This is a genomic window from Kitasatospora sp. NPDC048365, from assembly GCF_043200835.1.
GTDB classification, from domain to species: Bacteria; Actinomycetota; Actinomycetes; order Streptomycetales; family Streptomycetaceae; genus Kitasatospora; species Kitasatospora terrestris.
In genome coordinates this window covers 38,805-55,426 of the sequence record NZ_JBICYJ010000011.1, presented here as the reverse complement: position 1 = coordinate 55,426, position 16,622 = coordinate 38,805, and the positions used below count along the sequence as shown (strand labels likewise).

At 74.0% G+C, this 16,622-nt stretch carries 15 protein-coding genes; 11 read left to right on the top strand and 4 right to left on the bottom strand.

Annotated features, from left to right (window positions below):
• The first annotated feature begins 18 nt into the window (after positions 1–18).
• Complete coding sequence (locus tag ACGFX4_RS13710; RefSeq protein ID WP_393072918.1) at positions 19–1,605, top strand: SMI1/KNR4 family protein; 1,587 nt, start codon at positions 19–21, stop codon at positions 1,603–1,605.
• On the opposite strand, the gene ACGFX4_RS13705 is transcribed toward ACGFX4_RS13710, so the two are convergent.
• Positions 1,541–2,350, bottom strand: coding sequence for a PP2C family protein-serine/threonine phosphatase (locus ACGFX4_RS13705; RefSeq protein WP_393073181.1), 810 nt, complete (start codon positions 2,348–2,350; stop codon positions 1,541–1,543). The two genes, ACGFX4_RS13710 and ACGFX4_RS13705, sit on opposite strands and share 65 nt — an antisense overlap.
• A 127-nt stretch (positions 2,351–2,477) precedes the next feature.
• On the bottom strand, positions 2,478–3,089 hold the full coding sequence (locus ACGFX4_RS13700) for a DinB family protein (protein WP_393072916.1): 612 nt from the start codon (positions 3,087–3,089) through the stop codon (positions 2,478–2,480).
• 299 nt (positions 3,090–3,388) lie between these two features.
• Between ACGFX4_RS13700 and tyrS the strand changes: the two genes are divergently transcribed.
• Positions 3,389–4,810, top strand: coding sequence for a tyrosine--tRNA ligase (tyrS, locus tag ACGFX4_RS13695; RefSeq protein ID WP_393072914.1), 1,422 nt, complete (start codon positions 3,389–3,391; stop codon positions 4,808–4,810).
• Positions 4,811–4,819: 9 nt separating this feature from the next.
• On the opposite strand, the gene ACGFX4_RS13690 is transcribed toward tyrS, so the two are convergent.
• Positions 4,820–5,521: a TetR/AcrR family transcriptional regulator gene (locus ACGFX4_RS13690; protein WP_393072912.1), complete on the bottom strand. Its 702-nt coding sequence runs from the start codon at positions 5,519–5,521 to the stop codon at positions 4,820–4,822.
• Between the two features lie 106 nt (positions 5,522–5,627).
• Here ACGFX4_RS13690 and ACGFX4_RS13685 point away from each other — a divergent pair, with 106 nt between their 5' ends.
• The 4 genes from ACGFX4_RS13685 (at position 5,628) to ACGFX4_RS13670 (ending at position 8,051) form a co-directional block, all read left to right on the top strand.
• On the top strand, positions 5,628–6,353 hold the full coding sequence (locus tag ACGFX4_RS13685) for a DUF4386 domain-containing protein (RefSeq protein WP_393072910.1): 726 nt from the start codon (positions 5,628–5,630) through the stop codon (positions 6,351–6,353).
• Between the two features lie 38 nt (positions 6,354–6,391).
• Complete coding sequence (locus ACGFX4_RS13680; RefSeq protein WP_393072908.1) at positions 6,392–6,715, top strand: hypothetical protein; 324 nt, start codon at positions 6,392–6,394, stop codon at positions 6,713–6,715.
• Between the two features lie 54 nt (positions 6,716–6,769).
• Complete coding sequence (locus ACGFX4_RS13675; RefSeq protein WP_393072906.1) at positions 6,770–7,399, top strand: alpha-ketoglutarate-dependent dioxygenase AlkB; 630 nt, start codon at positions 6,770–6,772, stop codon at positions 7,397–7,399.
• Positions 7,400–7,478: 79 nt separating this feature from the next.
• Entirely contained in the window at positions 7,479–8,051 is a 573-nt protein-coding gene (locus tag ACGFX4_RS13670) for a dihydrofolate reductase family protein (RefSeq protein ID WP_393072904.1), read from the top strand.
• 79 nt (positions 8,052–8,130) lie between these two features.
• Here the strand turns inward: ACGFX4_RS13670 and ACGFX4_RS13665 are convergent, their stop codons facing one another.
• Complete coding sequence (locus ACGFX4_RS13665) at positions 8,131–8,913, bottom strand: VOC family protein (RefSeq protein WP_393072902.1); 783 nt, start codon at positions 8,911–8,913, stop codon at positions 8,131–8,133.
• Between the two features lie 158 nt (positions 8,914–9,071).
• Between ACGFX4_RS13665 and ACGFX4_RS13660 the strand changes: the two genes are divergently transcribed.
• From ACGFX4_RS13660 to ACGFX4_RS13640, 5 genes are all read left to right on the top strand, one after another.
• Complete coding sequence (locus ACGFX4_RS13660; protein ID WP_393072900.1) at positions 9,072–9,284, top strand: cold-shock protein; 213 nt, start codon at positions 9,072–9,074, stop codon at positions 9,282–9,284.
• A gap of 249 nt (positions 9,285–9,533) precedes the next feature.
• On the top strand, positions 9,534–10,859 hold the full coding sequence (locus tag ACGFX4_RS13655; protein WP_393072898.1) for a discoidin domain-containing protein: 1,326 nt from the start codon (positions 9,534–9,536) through the stop codon (positions 10,857–10,859).
• 2 nt (positions 10,860–10,861) lie between these two features.
• Positions 10,862–12,148 (top strand): MFS transporter, encoded by a 1,287-nt coding sequence (locus ACGFX4_RS13650; protein WP_393073179.1) that lies wholly within the window; start codon positions 10,862–10,864, stop codon positions 12,146–12,148.
• A gap of 119 nt (positions 12,149–12,267) precedes the next feature.
• Positions 12,268–13,254, top strand: a complete 987-nt coding sequence (locus ACGFX4_RS13645; protein ID WP_393073177.1) for a hypothetical protein — start codon at positions 12,268–12,270, stop codon at positions 13,252–13,254.
• A gap of 356 nt (positions 13,255–13,610) precedes the next feature.
• A complete protein-coding gene (locus tag ACGFX4_RS13640) occupies positions 13,611–16,604 on the top strand; it encodes a hypothetical protein (RefSeq protein WP_393072896.1) in 2,994 nt (997 codons plus the stop codon).
• The last annotated feature ends 18 nt before the right edge of the window (positions 16,605–16,622 follow it).

Genomic DNA, 16,622 nt, shown 5'->3' with positions numbered 1-16,622 from the left:
CCGGAGAGGAACGAGGACATGCTGGAGGACAGGGCGCGGCGGCTCGCCGCGAAGATCCTGGCGCACGCACCCGAGGGCTGGACGGGCGCGGTGCTGACGGCCACCGCGAACGCGGGCAGCATCGGCTGCGCCGGCGGCTACGAGCGGCCCGGCGCGGCCTTCCGGAACCCCACCCTGCCGAACACCTTCGACGAGCTGCGCCTGCTCGCCGCCGACGTACGGGCGGCCCGGGGCTGGCAGGAGATCTGCCTGGAGATCACCTGCCGGCCCTCCGGCGAGTACCGCCTGACCGTCTGCGAGGACACGCTCACCACCGACCCCAACCCCGACGGCGGCGCGCTGCTCGTGCTGGACCCCGACTTCCGGCCGCCGCAGCCCGGAGCGGCCCCAGGCGGCAGTACGGTCGCGCCCGCGGGCGACCCCGACCTGGCCGTCGCCCGCCTCCGGGAGTACGTGCGGCAGCGCGCCGGCCTCCTCGACGAGCCGGGCGAACTGCCGCCGCCGGCCACCGAGGCGGCCGTCGCGGAGACCGAGCGCCTGCTCGGCACGACGCTGCCCGCCGACCTCCGCGCGCTCTACCGGATCGCCGACGGCGACGGGGGCGGGTACCTCTTCGACACCTACGGCTGGATGCCGGTGGCGAGCCTGCCGGACGCCCACCGGTGGGTCCGGCAGGCGCCCTGGTTCGGCTGGGAACTCGGCTGGCACGCCGTGGTGCTCGACGCAGACCCGGCCGACACCGTACGGCGCTGCGGCGGACACCCCGGCTGGATCCCGTTCGCCACCGGCGAGGACGGCAACTACCTCGCCGTCGACCTCGCCCCCGCCCGCGACGGCCGCCCCGGCCAGATCGTCCGGGTCGGCCGCGACTTCGACGGCGGCCCCGCGTACGTCGCCGAGTCGCTCACCGCCCTGCTCGGCGAACAGCTGGAACTGCTGGCCGCCGGCGCCTACGACATCGACGACGACTTCCTCGACCTGCGCCTGCCGCCGCGCCGCCGCGGCCCCCGGGAGCTGATCGGCAGCACCCCGGACCAGGTGGAGCCCACCCACCAGGCCGTCCACCTCAACGACGCCCCCTCCCCGGTGGACCTGCGCCCCTTCACCGCCGCGCCCGCGCTGCGACGGCTCCGCCTCAACCGCTGCTCCACCACCGACCTCGCCCCGCTCCGCGAGCTGCCCGTCGAGGACCTGCGCGTCCACCTCGCGGACGGCGACCTCGACCCGCTCGCCGGGCACCCGCACCTGGCGGCCCTGGAGCTCGGCTCCACCGTCCCGGTCGACCTCGCCCCGCTGCGCACCGTCCCGCACCTGCACGGCCTCGACCTGGCCGCCGCCGTCGTCCCGGACCTCGGCGTCCTCGCCGAGCTGCCCGGCCTGCGCTACCTCTCGCTCGAACGGAAGCAGTGGGCCGAACTGATCGACGGCGGACGGGTGCCCGGCACGCTCGCCGCCGCCCGCCTGGCCGGCGGGGACGTGACGCTCGACGAGGCGCTCGACTGGGCCGCGCGCCTCGGCCACGACACCGGAGCCCTGCGCGTCACGGGCACGGCCGATCCGGACGGGCCGGGCGGCCCGCGGGGACGGTCAGCAGCAGGGCGGTGATGTTGTCCTCGCCGCCCGCGGCCAGCGCACGGCCCACCAGGCCGCGGGCGGCCGCGAGTTGATCGGCGGCACGGTCGCGGGGGAGAGTGGCGCGCAGGTCGTCCGGGTGCGGGAGGTGGCGCCACAGGCCGTCGGTGCACAGCAGCAGCCGGCCCGGGACCGACGGGCGCAGGCTCGCCACCGCCGGCTCGGGCGGCTGGGCACCGGCCCCCAACCAGGCCGTCAGCGCGTCGAGTTCGCCGGTGTCGTCCTCGGTGAGCACCCTGCCGGGGCCGTGTTCGGGCAGCCAGTACGCGCGGCTGTCGCCGACGCCCGCGCACCAGAGGCCGGCCGGTCCGGTGATGCCCGCGAGGTAGGTGCAGGCGGGCGCGTTGTCGGCGGTGCCGCCGGGGGCCAGCGCGGCGACCGCGCGGGCGGCCCGGGCGGCGGACTCGGCGAGCGCGGTCTCCGGGAGCGCGCCCTCCCGCAGCAGGGCGGCCAGCGCCGCCGCCCCGGTCTCGGCCGCGACCTGGGCCGCTCGGTCGGCGCGCGGCGCCATCGACACCCCGTCGCAGACCACCCCGACCGACCACGGGCCGACGGCGGTCAGCGCGAAGGCGTCCGCGTTGGTCGCCTTCCGCAGCCCCCGGTCGGCGACCGCGGCGGAGCCGCACCCGTCCGCCGCCTCCAGTCGCGCCCGGAAGGCGGGTTGGGCCGCCCCGCAGTCCCAGCACCGCCCGTCGGGGGCGACCGTCCCTCCACACACCGCGCAGTTCGGATTCCCTGTCCTCATCGGCACCCATCCTGGCAGAACGCGCCGACTTCACGGACTGACGCGCGGTCACCCCCGCGGCGGCAGGCGCGCGGTCACCCCCGCGGCGGTCGGTGTGCGGTCACCCCCCGGCGGCCGGGGCACGATCGGCCGCCGTCCGGGCGGCGTGCTCGACCCGGGCGCGGTGGGCGGCCCAGCGCTCCCGGTCGCCCGGCGGGAGGTTGCTGTCGCGTTCGCGCAGCCCGGCCGCGCCGTCGATCAGCTCCCGCACCACGTCGGCGTGCCCGGCGTGCCGCCCGGTCTCGGCGACCATGTGCAACAGTGCCTGCTGCAAAGTGAGTTCGGGGTGCGGCTCGAACGGGACGCGGCCGACCGCGTCGAGCGCCAGGGCGTCGATCACCGCGTCGGCGTGCGCCCAGGCCGTCCGGTAGCCGTCGACGATCAGCTCGCGGCTCTCCTCCGGGGTGGCCCAGAAGTCCGCGTCCGGTTCGGCGTCACCGGTGATCCAGAGTGGCGGCGCGTCGAACGGCCGCCCGAAGGTGGCGCCGAAGTACAGCGCCTCCGCGCCGGTCAGGTGCTTGACCAGGCCGAGCAGGTTGGTGCCGGTCGGGGTCATCGGCCGCCGGAGGTCGTACTCGGACAGGCCGTCGAGCTTCCACAGGACCGCCTGGCGGGCGTCGCGCAGGTAGCGGTGCAGATCGGACTTCGGGTCAGGTGCCGAGGATCGGGTCATGCGGCGAGTCTGCCGTGCCCGCGCCGCCGGGCCACCGGATTTTCCGGCCCGCCCGGCCGGTCCGAATTCGCTTGCGGCACGGTCTCCACGGCTGCCTATGATGCGGACGTGCAGCGATATTAGAGGCAGTCCGCGCGCCCTTTCGGGGCGTGCCCGACCATCCGCGTGGTGAGTTCCCCCCGGATGGGACTGCCTCCGTCCTGCCTTCCTCCCGGTGATTCCCGTTCCCGTTCTCCCGGTCGGGCCCGCGTGCGGCGGCGGTCAGCCACCCTCTCCTTGCGACCCCGATGGGACCGACCGTGACCGACATCCTCGACGCGTCCTCGCGCGAACTGACCGCGATCCTGGCGACCGCCCCCGACCTGCGCGAGGGCCCCGCGCTGGAGGAAGTGCTGCGGATCCTCGCCGAGCGGCGGACGATGGACCTGTCTGCCCTCCCCGCAGGCCGGCAGGCCGCGCTGATCCGGGCCCGGTCGGCCCGCCTGCTGCCGGGCGCCGACCGGCTGGCCGAGCTGCTGGAGTCCGCCCGCGCGGACGGGCGGCGGCTGACCGTGAAGTTCGGCATCGACCCGACCGCCGCCGACGTCCACCTGGGCCACGCGGTGCCGATGATCCTCGCCAGCCGGTTCCAACGGATGGGCCACCGGGTGGTGTTCATCGTCGGCGACATCACGGCGAGGATCGGCGACCCGTCCGGCCGCAGCGCCGACCGGCCCCCGCTGACGGACGAGGACATCCGGCGCAACCTGGCCGGCTACCGGGAGCAGGTCACCCCGTTCTTCGACTTCGACCGCGCCGACTTCCGGTTCAACAGCGAGTGGCTGGCGCGGGTCGGGCTGCCGGAGTTCATCGGCGTGCTGGCGCGGCTGCCGCTCGCGGCGTCCCTGCAGCGCGAGGACTTCCGTACCCGGCTGGCGGCCGGCAGCGGGCTGACCATGGCGGAGCTGGTGTACTCGGTGGTGATGGCGCTCGACTCGGTCGAGATCGACGCCGACATCGAACTCGGCGGCCTGGACCAGCTGTTGAACCTCCAGATGTGCCGCCGGGTGATGGAGAACGCGGGCCGGGAGCCCGAGGTGGTGATCGCCACCGGTCTGATCGAGGGCACCGACGGCACCGGCGCGAAGATGAGCAAGAGCAAGGGCAACTACGTCGGACTCGCGTTCGGCCCGCAGGACGTCTTCGGCCGGCTGATGTCCGCGGCCGACCGCCTGCTGCCGGACTACCTCCGCGCGCTCACCGAACTGCTGGACCCAGAAGTGGAGTTGCTGCTGGAGCTGGCCGAGCGGCGGCGGATCCACCCGATGGGCGCGAAGACCCTGCTGGCCTCCGACGTGACCGGCACCGTCCACGGACGGCAGGCCGCCGCCGGGGCCCGCGAGGCCTTCCGGGCCCGCTTCTCGACCCGGCGGTTCTCCGACCTGGCCGGCCTCCCGGCCGCCGCGGTCGCCGAACACGCCGCGACCGGCCCCGCCGAGCTGCTGACCGGCGTCACCGGCGCGGTCGGCAGCCGCAACCAGGTTCGCCGGGTGGCGGCCGGCGGCGGTCTGCGGCTGGTCGCCGAGTCCGCCGCCGGCGGGCAGCGGACGGCCGTCCTCGCGGAGGCCGACGCCGACCTGCCACTGGCCGAACTCCTCCGCGCCCGGCCCGGGTTCGCCCCGGCCGAGGGGCTGCGGGTGTTCCTGAAGTGCGGCCGCCGGCTGGTCGAGCTGGCGAGCTGACCCGGCCGGTCAGGTGGAGCTCCACCCTGCGCGGTGCAGCCGCTCCACCCCGTCCAGCAGCAGGTCCAGCGCGAACTCGAACTCGAACTGGTCGTCGCAGCCCGGCCCCACCACCGAACCCCGGTCGTGCGGCCGGGCGGCGACCACCTCCGCGATGTGCGGGAACGCGGCGGCGAGCGCCGCGGCCTCCGCCGGCGACGGCGCCCCGCCGCCGCCCGGCGGGGCGGGGAACAGCTCCTGGCTGAAGCCCCACACCCGGCTGCCCAGCGCGTGCATGGCGTGGTGGGCCAGGTCGGCCGAGAGGCCGCCCGCCCGGAACAGGCCGATCACCGCGTCCAGGTAGCCCAGTACCCCGGGCGTCGGCGCGGACCGCGACTCGATCACCCGGGACGCCCACGGGTGCCGCAGCAGCGCCCGCCGGGTGGTCAGGATCCGTGAACGCACCGCCGCCCGCCAGTCCCCGCCGGCGTTGTCGCCGTTGTCGCCGTCGATCTCGCCGACGATGAACTCCACCATGCCGTCCAGGAGTTGCTCCTTGTTGGCGACGTGCTTGTAGAGCGCCATGGGGACCACCCCCAGCTCCTGCGCGAGCCCGCGCATGCTCAGCGCGTCGATCCCGGCGCGGTCCGCGTGGGCGACGGCGGCCCGCAGCACCCGCTCCCGGCTGAGCGGCGTCCGGCGCGCCTCGTCCTGCTCCGTCCGCTGGGCCACGGCCCACCCTCTCCTCTTGACGAGTGTACGCCGTACACCCTACCGTCCCGACCATGAGGTGTACGCCGTACACCTCGCTCGGTTTCGCACGGATGAAGGAGTCCCCGTGACCGCCACGAGACGGCGCGCCGCAGCTGTGGGCGCGTGCTACCTGGTCACCCACGTCACCTCGATCGCCGCGCTCGCCCTCTACACGCCGGTGCTGAACGACGCCGGCTGGGTCACCGGCCCCGGTCCGGACACCCGGATCCTGCTCGGCGCCCTGTTCGAGGTCGTCCTCGCGCTCGCCGTGGTCGGCACGGCGGTCCTGCTCCTGCCGGCCGTCCGCCGGCACGGCGAGAGCGCCGCCGCCGGGTACGTCGCCCTGCGCACCCTGGAGGCCGCCGTCATCACCGTCGGCGTGGTCGCCCTGCTCGCCGTGGTCACCCTCCGGCAGCACCCCCCGGCCCCGGGCGACACCACCACCGTCGCCAGGGCGCTGGTCGCCGTCCACGACTGGACCTTCCTGGTCGGCCCCAACTTCGTCCTCGGCACCAACACGATCCTCGCGGCGTACCTGATGCTCCGCTCCGGCCTGGTGCCCAGGGCCGTCGCGGTGCTCGGCCTGGTCGGTGGCCCGCTGATCCTCGCCTCGGCCGTCGCCGTCCTGTTCGGCGCCTACCGGCAGGTCTCCGCGGCCGGCTCGCTCACCGCCGTCCCGGTCTTCGCGTGGGAACTCTCCCTCGCGCTGTACCTCCTCCTCCGCGGCTTCCGCCCCGCGGCCGAGCCGGCGCTGAACTCCCTGAACACCGCTGACGGCGCAGGTCAGGACGCCGCCCCCGCCCTACGCTGATCACGAAGGAGCGTTCGGATAGGTACGGGGGGACGACCGTGGAGAAGCAGTGGCCCGAGGGACGGGTGGCCGACCCGGAGGCGGCCCGCGAGCGGTACGACGCCGATCTGCGCAGGCTGCGCGACGGCCTGGCGATCCCCTGGGTGGGGGTGAAGGACGCGCACCTCGGCCTCGGGCTGGTCCTGCTCGCGAGCGTGCTGGTCGGAGTCTTCGTCGCTCCCGCGGTCGGGGCCCTGGTGCTCGCGCCGTTCGGCGCCCTCTTCCTGGTTGTCCTCGCCGTCCAGCGCCTCCGGGGCCGGCGCGTCGCCGCCGCGGCCCGAAGCGCCTACATCGTCGCCTTCGGCTGGCTGGCCCTCTTCTGAACCGCGCAGCGCGCCTGTCGAATGAATGTTCGAGGAATTGCCTAGGCTGGACCCATGGACTTCCATCTGCAGGGGTCGCTGTTCGACGCGGCCGGCGAGGTCGGCCTCGGTCCGCTGCGCGGGGTGCGGCGCACGGTGCTCGGCGACGGGGCGTGGATCGACGTGCTGCCGGGCTGGCTGGGCGGTGCGGACGCGCTGTTCGAATGTCTGGCGGCCGAGGTGCCGTGGCGGGCGGAGCGGCGGGAGATGTACGACCGGGTGGTGGAGGTCCCGCGGCTGCTCGCGTACTACCGGGAGGGCGCCGAGCTGCCGGATCCGGTGCTCGACCAGGCGCGCTCGGCGCTCAGCGGGTACTACGCGGAGGAGCTCGGCGAGCCCTTCGCGACCGCGGGGCTCTGCTACTACCGCGACGGCCGTGACAGCGTCGCCTGGCACGGCGACCGGATCGGCCGCGGCGACCGCGAGGACACCATGGTGGCGATCGTCTCGGTGGGGGAGGCGCGCCCGCTGCTGCTGCGGCCCCGGTTCGGCGGCGGGCCGACGGTGCGCCGGGCGCTCGGCCACGGGGACCTGATCGTGATGGGCGGATCCTGCCAGCGGACCTGGGAGCACGCGATCCCGAAGAGCACCCGGTCGGTCGGCCCGCGGATCAGCATCCAGTTCCGTCCGCGCGGCGTGCGCTGAGACTCCGTCCCGCTGTCGCTCCCCTGTCGTACTGTCACATCCGGTACTGCCAAGCGAAACCGACACCGAGGACCCGCCGATGCGCACTCTGATCAGCACCGCTTTCGTCTCGCTCGACGGCGTCGTCGAGGCCCCCGGCGGCGAGCCCGGCTACCGCAACTCCGGCTGGACCTTCAAGGACGTGGAGTTCCTCCCCGAGGCGTACGAGATCAAGGGGCGGGAGCAGGAGGAGGCCGGTGCCATGATGCTCGGCCGGGTCAGCTACCAGGCGTTCAGCGCGGTCTGGCCGGACATGGCGGACTTCGCGCGGTACAAGGTCCTGCCCAAGTACGTGGTCTCCACGACGCTGACCGACGCCGACCTGGTGGACAACTGGGGCGAGACCACCATCCTGCGCACCCTCGACGAGGTGGCCGCGCTGAAGGAGACCGACGGCGGCCCGATCATCATCCACGGCAGCGCCACCCTCACCCGCGACCTCTCGGACGCCGGCCTGATCGACCGCTACCACCTGCTGGTCTTCCCGCTGCTGCTGGGCGCGGGCAAGCGCCTGTTCAGCACCACCGACAAGGACACCCAGCACCTCAAGCTGGTCGAGCACGAGGTCTACCCGAACGGCCTGCAGAAGCAGGTCTTCGACGTGGTCCGCTGACAGCGCGGCGCGCATGCGGCCGGCCGGCCCGCCCGGCGGTTCGCCCGCTCGGGAGGGCCGGCCGGCCGCGGTGCAGGTCCTACGCCACCGGCTTCGACGTGATCATCGCGAACGGCGCGCCCTGCGCGTCGGCGACCACCGCCATCCGTCCCGCCATCATGTCGAACGGCGCGGCCAGCAGCAGGCCCTCGCGCTTGACCAGTGCGTCCACGGCGGAGTCCACGTCGTCGACCGCGAAGTAGGTCAGCCAGTGCGGCGGGGTGCCGGTCGGGTCGTTGGCGAGCAGCGTCACGCCGCCGACGGCCCGGCCGCCCACCCGCAGCTCCCAGTACGAGTCGGCGCCGTCCACCGGCTCGATCTCGATGCCGAACGCCTCGCCGTAGAACGACGCGGCACCCGGCACGTCGTTGGTGTGCAGCTCGTTCCAGGTCAGCGCGCCGGACTCGTTGACCACCTGGGCGCCGAAGAACTCGCCGGGCTGCCAGACGCCGAACACCGCGCCCTGCGGGTCGGCGGCGACCAGCATCCGGCCGAGGTTGCCGACGTCCATCACCGGGGCGAGCAGGGTGCCGCCCGCGGCGACGATCGCGTCCTGGGTGGCCTGGGCGTCGGTGCTGGCCAGGTAGCCGGTCCAGACGGTCGGCGGCTCCGGCATCCCCTCGGGGGCCATCGCCGGCCCGATGCCGGCGACCGCCCTGCCGTTCAGCTCGCAGACCGCGTACCCGCCGAACTCGGCCGGCCCGGGCCGGCCCTGCCAGCCGAAGAGGTCGGCGTAGAAGTCCAGCGCGGCCTGCTGGTCCTTCGCCATCAGGTCGACCCAGCACGGGGTGCCGGTCGCGTAGGGGGTGGTGACTTCGGGCATGCCCACTCCTAGCTCTGGGGTGTTCCTGCGGGCCCAGCCTTTCGCCGCGACCGCCCGGCCGCCACTCGACGCACCGTGTGCCCCCACGATCCGTGCCGGTGTGCGTGCTATACGTGAGGTGATCAGCGGTGGAACGACCCGAACACAGAGGAGACGGCATGGCCGAGCGCCAGAACGGCACCGTGAAGTGGTTCAACGACGAGAAGGGCTACGGCTTCATCACCCCCGAGTCCGGTGCCGACCTCTTCGTGCATTTCCGGTCGATCGAGGGGGCCGGATTCAAGTCCCTGGTCGAGGGGCAGCGGGTGTCCTTCGAGGTGGTCCAGGGCCCGAAGGGCGCCCAGGCCGACAAGGTCCAGGTCGAGGGGTAGCCCGGACCTGCCCCTGGCTCAGGAGGCGCTGACGGTGCGGGAGTTGACCATGTTCAGGCACTGGTAGGAAACTTTACTTTCTATTACCCTCCCGTAGTGGCGGCTTGGCGCGGCGCCCGCACCGGACGGGGCGTGACGCGCTCAGTCGAGAGCTCTGACCCGGCCGCCGCGATGGTGCGGTCATCGCTCCTCCGGCGTGCGTGCAGGCCGGTGCCCAGCTCTCGCCGTTCTAGGTCAGGGAGTCCAGGAATGCATCAGGGAGTCGTGGCCAGGCGTGCCCGGATCGGCGTGTACGCCGCCGTGCTCGCGCTGGTCGGGGGTCTGCTGCTCGGGTGGTCCGAGCGGGCGGGAGCGGCGGTCGACCCGCTGCTCTCGAAGGGGAAGGCGGCGACGGCCTCGTCCACCGAGGGGTCGTCGTACGCCGCGGGCAAGGCGTTCGACGGGAGCACCACCACCCGCTGGGCCAGCGCCGAGGGGAAGGACCCGCAGTGGCTGCGGGTGGACCTCGGCGCCAACGCCACCGTCTCGCGGGTGAAGCTGAGTTGGGAGGCCGCATACGGCAAGGCGTACCGGCTGGAGGTGTCGGCGGACGGGACGACCTGGACGACCGTCGCCGAGGAGAAGGCCGGCAACGGCGGCACCGACGACTGGACGGGCCTGTCCGGCAAGGGCCGCTACGTGCGGATGTACGGCACCGCCCGCGGGACCTCGTACGGCTACTCGCTGTTCGAGATGGAGGTCTACGGCGTGGTGGACGGCGGCCCGCCGCCGAGCGGCGCGTTCACCGTGGTCGCGGCCGGTGACATCGCCGCCCAGTGCACCGCCTCGGACAGCGGCTGCGCGCACCCGAAGACCGCCGCGCTGGCGCAGCAGATCGACCCGAAGTTCTACCTGACGATGGGTGACAACCAGTACGACGACGCCCGGTTGTCGGACTTCAAGAACTACTACGACAAGAGCTGGGGCGCGTTCAAGGCGAAGACCCACCCGGTGCCGGGCAACCACGAGACCTACGACCCGGCCGGCTCGCTCTCCGGGTACAAGTCGTACTTCGGCAGCATCGCGTACCCGCAGGGCAAGAGCTGGTACAGCTTCGACGAGGGCAACTGGCACTTCGTCGCGCTGGACTCCAACGCCTTCGACCAGAGCGCCCAGATCGACTGGCTGAAGGCCGACCTGGCGGCCAACGCCAAGAAGTGCGTCGCCGCGTACTGGCACCACCCGCTCTACTCCTCCGGCGGCCACGGCAACGACCCGGTCTCCCGGCCGGTGTGGAAGATCCTCTACGGCGCCAAGGCCGACCTGGTGCTGAACGGCCACGACCACCACTACGAGCGCTTCGCCCCGCAGGACCCGGACGGGAAGGCCACCGCCGACGGCATCGTCGAGATCGTCGGCGGGATGGGCGGCGCCGAGCCCTACCCGATCGAGACGGTCCAGCCCAACAGCCAGAAGCGGATCAGCGGTGACTACGGCGTCCTGAAGCTGGACTTCACCGACACCGGCTACGGCTGGACGTACGTCGGCACCGACGGCCAGGTCAAGGACAGCAGCCCGAAGTACAGCTGCCACTGATGATGTACCTGGCCACCACCGGCCGCGGCTCGGACGCGCCGCCCCGCCCCACCGGGGTGGGGCGGCGCGTCCCCGGCACGGTTCTCGCGCTCGGCGCGGTCAGCCTGGTCACCGACGTCTCCTCGGAGATGGTCACCGCCGTGCTGCCGCTCTACCTGGTGCTGGGCCTCGGCCTGTCACCCCTCCAATTCGGCTTCCTCGACGGGATGTTCAACGGCGCCACGGCGCTGGTGCGGCTGCTCGGCGGCCGGCTCGCCGACCGCGGCGACGGCCGGCACAAGGCCGTCGCCGGGGCCGGCTACCTGCTCTCCGCGCTCTCCCGGCTCGGCCTGCTGCTGGCCGGCGGGGCGGCCGGCGGGATCGCCGCCGCGCTGGCCGCCGACCGGCTGGGCAAGGGCGTGCGGACCGCGCCCCGGGACGCGATGATCTCGCTCAGCGCACCGCCGGAGGCACTCGGCCGGGCGTTCGGCGTGCACCGCGCGATGGACACCACCGGCGCGCTGATCGGCCCGCTGGTCGCGTTCGCGGTGCTGTGGGCGACGGCCGACGCGTACGACGCCGTGTTCGTGGTCAGCTTCGCCACCGGGCTGCTCGGGGTGCTGGTGCTGGCCCTGTTCGTCCCGGGCCGGACGGGCCTGCCGGTGCCCGTCCCGGCGCCTGCGCCCGTCCCGGTGCCGGCGCCTGTGTCGGCGCGGGTGGCCCGGCCCGCGCGGCCGACCGCCCGGCGGGCGCTCGCCGACCCGGTGTTCCGGCGGGTGGTCGCGGCCGCCGCCCTGCTCGGCGCCGCGACGATCGGCGACTCCTTCCTCTACCTGCTGCTGCAGCGCCGCCTCGACCTGCCGCCCGAGTACTTCCCCCTGCTGCCGCTGGGCGCCGCGGCCTGCTACCTGCTGCTCGCCGTCCCGGCGGGCCGGATCGCCGACCGGACCGGCCGGCGGACCCCGTTCCTGTACGGGCACGGCGCGCTGCTCGCCGCGTACCTCGTCCTGCTGGCCCCGCCCGGGTGGGCGACCGTCGGGCTGGTCCTGGTGCTGCTGGGTGTGTTCTACGCGGCCACGGACGGCGTGCTGATGGCCCTCGCCGGTCCGGTGCTGCCGCCGGAGCGGCGGGCGGGCGGACTCGCCGTCCTGCAGACCGGCCAGGCCCTGGCCCGGCTGGTCGGCGCGGCCGGCTTCGGCGCCGCGTGGACCTGGTGGGGTGCGCGCCCGGCCCTGGCGGTGGCCGCACTCGCGCTGGCCGCGGGGCTCGCCGCGGCCTGGCGGATCCTGCCGGAAGGGAAGACCTCGTGACGACGACCTCGGAGCCGACGGTGGACGGGAACGACGAGCCGACGGCGCGTCCGGTGACGGAAGGCCCGATACCCGGCCCGACGCCCGGCCCGACGCCCGGTCCGACGCCCGGTCCGACGGTGCGTCCGGTGACGGCGGCGCGGGTGGCGGTCCTGGTGGCCGCCGTGCTGGTGCTGCTCGGCGGATCGCTCGGATACGTCCTGCACGCGCAGCAGCGCGGCGGCGGGCACCGCGCGGTCGCGGCGGACGCCTCGTTCACCCTGGACGCGCCCGGCGTCTACTACCGTGACGCGGCGTCGGGCCGGGTCGCCCGCCGCGGGGGACCGGCCGACGGGCCGTCCTGCGAACGGTTCTACGCGGCGGGCGACCGGGTGCTGTGCCTGCGGGCGCTGCCCGGCACCCCGGCCCGCACCGAGGCGGTGGTGTACGACCGGCGGTTCACCGTCATCCGGACGGTCACCGTGCCCGGCATCCCGAACCGGGCCCGGGTCTCCGCCTCCGGGCAACTGCTGTCCTGGACCACCTTCGCGGTCGGCGACTCCTACGCCGTCAGCGGCTTCTCCACCCGCACCTCGATCCTCGACCTGCGCACCGGCTACCTGGTCAAGTCGATCGAGACCCTCCCGCTCACCGTCGACGGCGCCCGGTACCACGCGGCCGACGTCAACTACTGGGGCGTCACCTTCGCCGCCGACGACAACCGCTTCTACGCCACCGTCTCCACCGGCGGCCGGACCCACCTGGTCGAGGGCGACCTCAAGGCCTGGTCCGCCCGGACCCTGCGGGAGAACGTCGAGTGTCCGTCCCTCTCCCCGGACGGCACCCGGATCGCCTTCAAGAAGAAGGTCTCCGCCGACCCGGCCGCCCCCTGGCGCCTGTACGTCCTCGACCTCGCCGACCTGCGCGAGCACCCGCTCGCCGAGCCGCACAGCGTCGACGACCAGGCCGCCTGGCTGGACGACCGCACCCTCGCCTACGCCCTGCCGGCGGGGGAGGGAAGGCCGGGCAGCGACCTCTGGACCGTCCCCGCCGACGGCACCGGCACCCCGACCCTCCTCGCCCCCGGAGCCTCCTCCCCGGCCGCCGTGCCCGCCCCCGGGAGCTGACTGCGGGGGGCTGCCGCTGCCGGCGGCGTCCTCTTCCTCAGCCCGGAGGACGAGACCGGCCTGATCAACGTCGTCTGCAGCCGCGCCGTCCGGAAGGCCGACCGCCGCACCGTCCTGGAACGCGCCGGCCTCCCGGTCCACGGCCGCATCGAACGCCACCACGGCGCCACCGACCTCGTCGCCTCCCGGATCTCCCCCTCCGCCTCGGCGTCCGACCACCCGCTGGAATTGGTCCGTGCCCGTCCGAGGGCGGGCCTATGATCACCGACCGGGGGCGGGCTGCGGGGGGACACCCGTGTGCGTACTCCTGCGGCGGTGCACCGGCACCGCCGGTCCAGCGACCGGGAGAACGCTCGGTGATCCTCACGAAACACGCGGGTCGCGGACTCGCATCCTGCGCGGCCGCACTCGCCGTCGCGGTCCTGCCCGCCGTCCCCTGGACGGCCCCCGCCTCGGCCGCGACAGCGGGCGGGCCGACGCCTGCCGTCCTGAGCTCCTCGGGCAGGTTCGTCGATTCCTTCACCCTCGACCCGAGCCGCAACACCGACCCGATGTACGGGCTCAACGTCGGGCTCGACGCGCGCGAGCAGTCCGGTACGGCCCACCCGGTCTCCTGGACCCGGACCACCGGGGTGTGGAGCGGCACGACCCCGCCGAAGCCCTGGACCGCCCAGGTGGGCAACCCGTCCTATCCCAACCGGCTGGTCTTCGCCGACCGGACCTCCGCCGTGATGCTCGGCGCGCCGGCCCTCGCCGACCCCACCACCGGCACGTACACGGTCTCCACCACGGTCGACCCGGTGGTGGGCGACACCGCCGGCAGCGACTGGGCCTCGCTCGTGCTCAGCCGCAGCCACCGCTCCACGGGCTACGTGACCAACGCCGACGTGGACCTCGCGCTGACCGTCACCTCGAGCGGAGGGCTCGCGCTGTTCCACGGCGGCCCCACCCCGTTCTGGACCGGCCAGGTGGCCGCCGGGTCGGGCAGCTTCGCCGTCTCGCTGACCGTCTCCACCGGAGCGGACCGCAAGGTCGCCCTCAAGGTGAACGGCACCGACTTCGACGCGACCGCCCCGGCAGGCGTCACCCGCTGGCCGAGCAGCGCCTACCTGTACCTCGGCGCCTACCTGGGCACCTCGACCGAGCGGACCACCTTCGGCGACGCCCAGGGCGGCGGTCTGACGGTCAGCAACGTCGACACCTCAGCCTCCGCCAGCCCGAAGACCTTCGTCGACACCTACGACAACGCGCCGAACGGTACGCCCGACTCCGGTCTCAACGACGACCTGAGCGCCCGCCAGCCCAGCCTCGTCACCGCCCACTACAGCGCGGTGTCGGGCGCCCCCGGCCTGCCGACCGAACCGGCCGCCGGATCGGTGCAGGTGAACAACCCCGCCCACCCGAACGTCCTGTCCTTCCCGCACGGCCCGGCGGCCGTCCGGCTCGACAAGCCCGCCACCGCCGACCTCTCCGGCACCTACACGGCGCAGGCCGTGCTGACCCCCGCGGTCGGCAGCCGGACCGCGGCGGACTGGGCCTCGATGGCGGTCAGCGGCTCGGCCCGCAACACCGGCTGGGTCGAAGGCGCCGACGTCGCCCTGGGCCTGCGGATCCGGGCCAACGGCGCACTGCAGCTCTTCCAGCACGGGACGGCGACCTGGGCCACCGAACAGAGCGTCACCCCCGCCGACTCCTACCGGGTCTCGATCGCGGTCGCCGCCGGATCGGCGCGGCAGGCGACCGTCACGGTCAACGGGACGAGCTTCCAGGTCCAGACCTCGTCGCAGCTCCCGCGCGACGGCTACCTGTACCTCGGTTCGCACACCTCGGGCGGCAACGTCGGCACCGTGGAAGACCTCCGGGTCTCCATGCTGGGCGGGCTCGACTACTTCGGCTACTACGACATCATGGACCCGGAGCAGAGCATCGACCACAGCTCGGAGGTCGCCGCCTGGACCAACATGAACGAGTACGGCGCGCAGGACCCGAGCAAGGGCTTCCTCGACTACTGCGCACCCGCCGCCTGCGTCATCGACACGGCGCCGGCCCTCTCGGACAAGGAGGAGGGTCTGAACCCGAACGGGCTCGCCCGGCTCCAGGCCCTGCACGACAGCGTCGGCTCGAACCTGGACAAGGTCTCGGTGATCTACCTGATCGACGAGCCGTACACCAACCTCACCGAGTGGAAGGACCATCCCGCGCTGAGCGCGCAGCAGGTCCAGCAGATGGTCGACTGGGTCCGGGCGGTCTTCCCGGGCAAGCTGGTCCAGCTCACCCTCGACCAGCCGAGCGTGTACCAGCCGACGGCCGTCATCCCGACGGGGGTCGACCTGGTCGGCTTCGACCACTACTGCCAGGGTCGGGCCGTCATCCGGACCGAACTCACCCAACTGGAGAGCAAGCTCACCTCGCCGGGCCAGCACGTGGTCCTCTTCCCGGAATCCCTCGTCAACGGCCTGTGGGGTTGTGGCGCGGCCACCGACGCGACGCTGGCCGCGGCCAACGCCGAGTACCGGGCGATCGCCGCGGCGGACCCGCGCGTGGTGTACCTGGAGGGCTTCCGGTGGCTCGGCCCCGAGCATCCGACGTCCCTGCCGTTGACCGTCCGGGCGCAGCAGGCCATCGGCACCGGCGTCGTCAACGCGACGAAGACCCCCGCCGCCGACTCGGTCGGCATCTACCGCCCCGGCAGCGGCACGGCGGCCTCGGTCTTCGCCGAGGCCAACCCGGACGGGTCGACCATCGGTTCGGCCGCCTTCGGGGGCGCCGGCGACGTGCCCCTGGTCGGGCACTGGAGCGGGCCCGGGGTCGACACCATCGGCGTCTACCATCCCGCCACCCAGACCTTCGAGCTGAGCGGCGACAACGCCACCGCGACCGTCACCGCCAAGTTCGGCGCCCCGGGTGACATCCCGCTGGTCGGCGACTGGAGCGGCCAGGGCAGGACCACCGTCGGCGTGTACCGGCCCAGCACCCAGACCTTCCTCCTCAGCAACGACAACGTCACGACCGCCTACACCATCGGGATGGGCAACCCCGGCGACCTTCCGCTGGTCGGCGACTGGGGCGGCAACGGCAGGACCACCGTCGGCGTGTACCGGCCCAGCACCAGGGGCTTCTACCTGAGCAACAGCAACACCGAGGCCCGCGTCGACCACAGCATCGTCTTCGGCGACGCCGGCGACGTCCCGATCAAGGGCGACTGGGACGGCACCGGCACCGACTCGATCGGCGTCTACCGGCCCGGCACCCGCGGCTTCTACGGCGCGGCGAAGGACTCGACCACGGTCGCGTTCTCCGCCGTCGTCGGGGACCAGGGCGACACCCCGCTCACCGGCAACTGGGGCTGACCCGCACGAGGTCCGGGG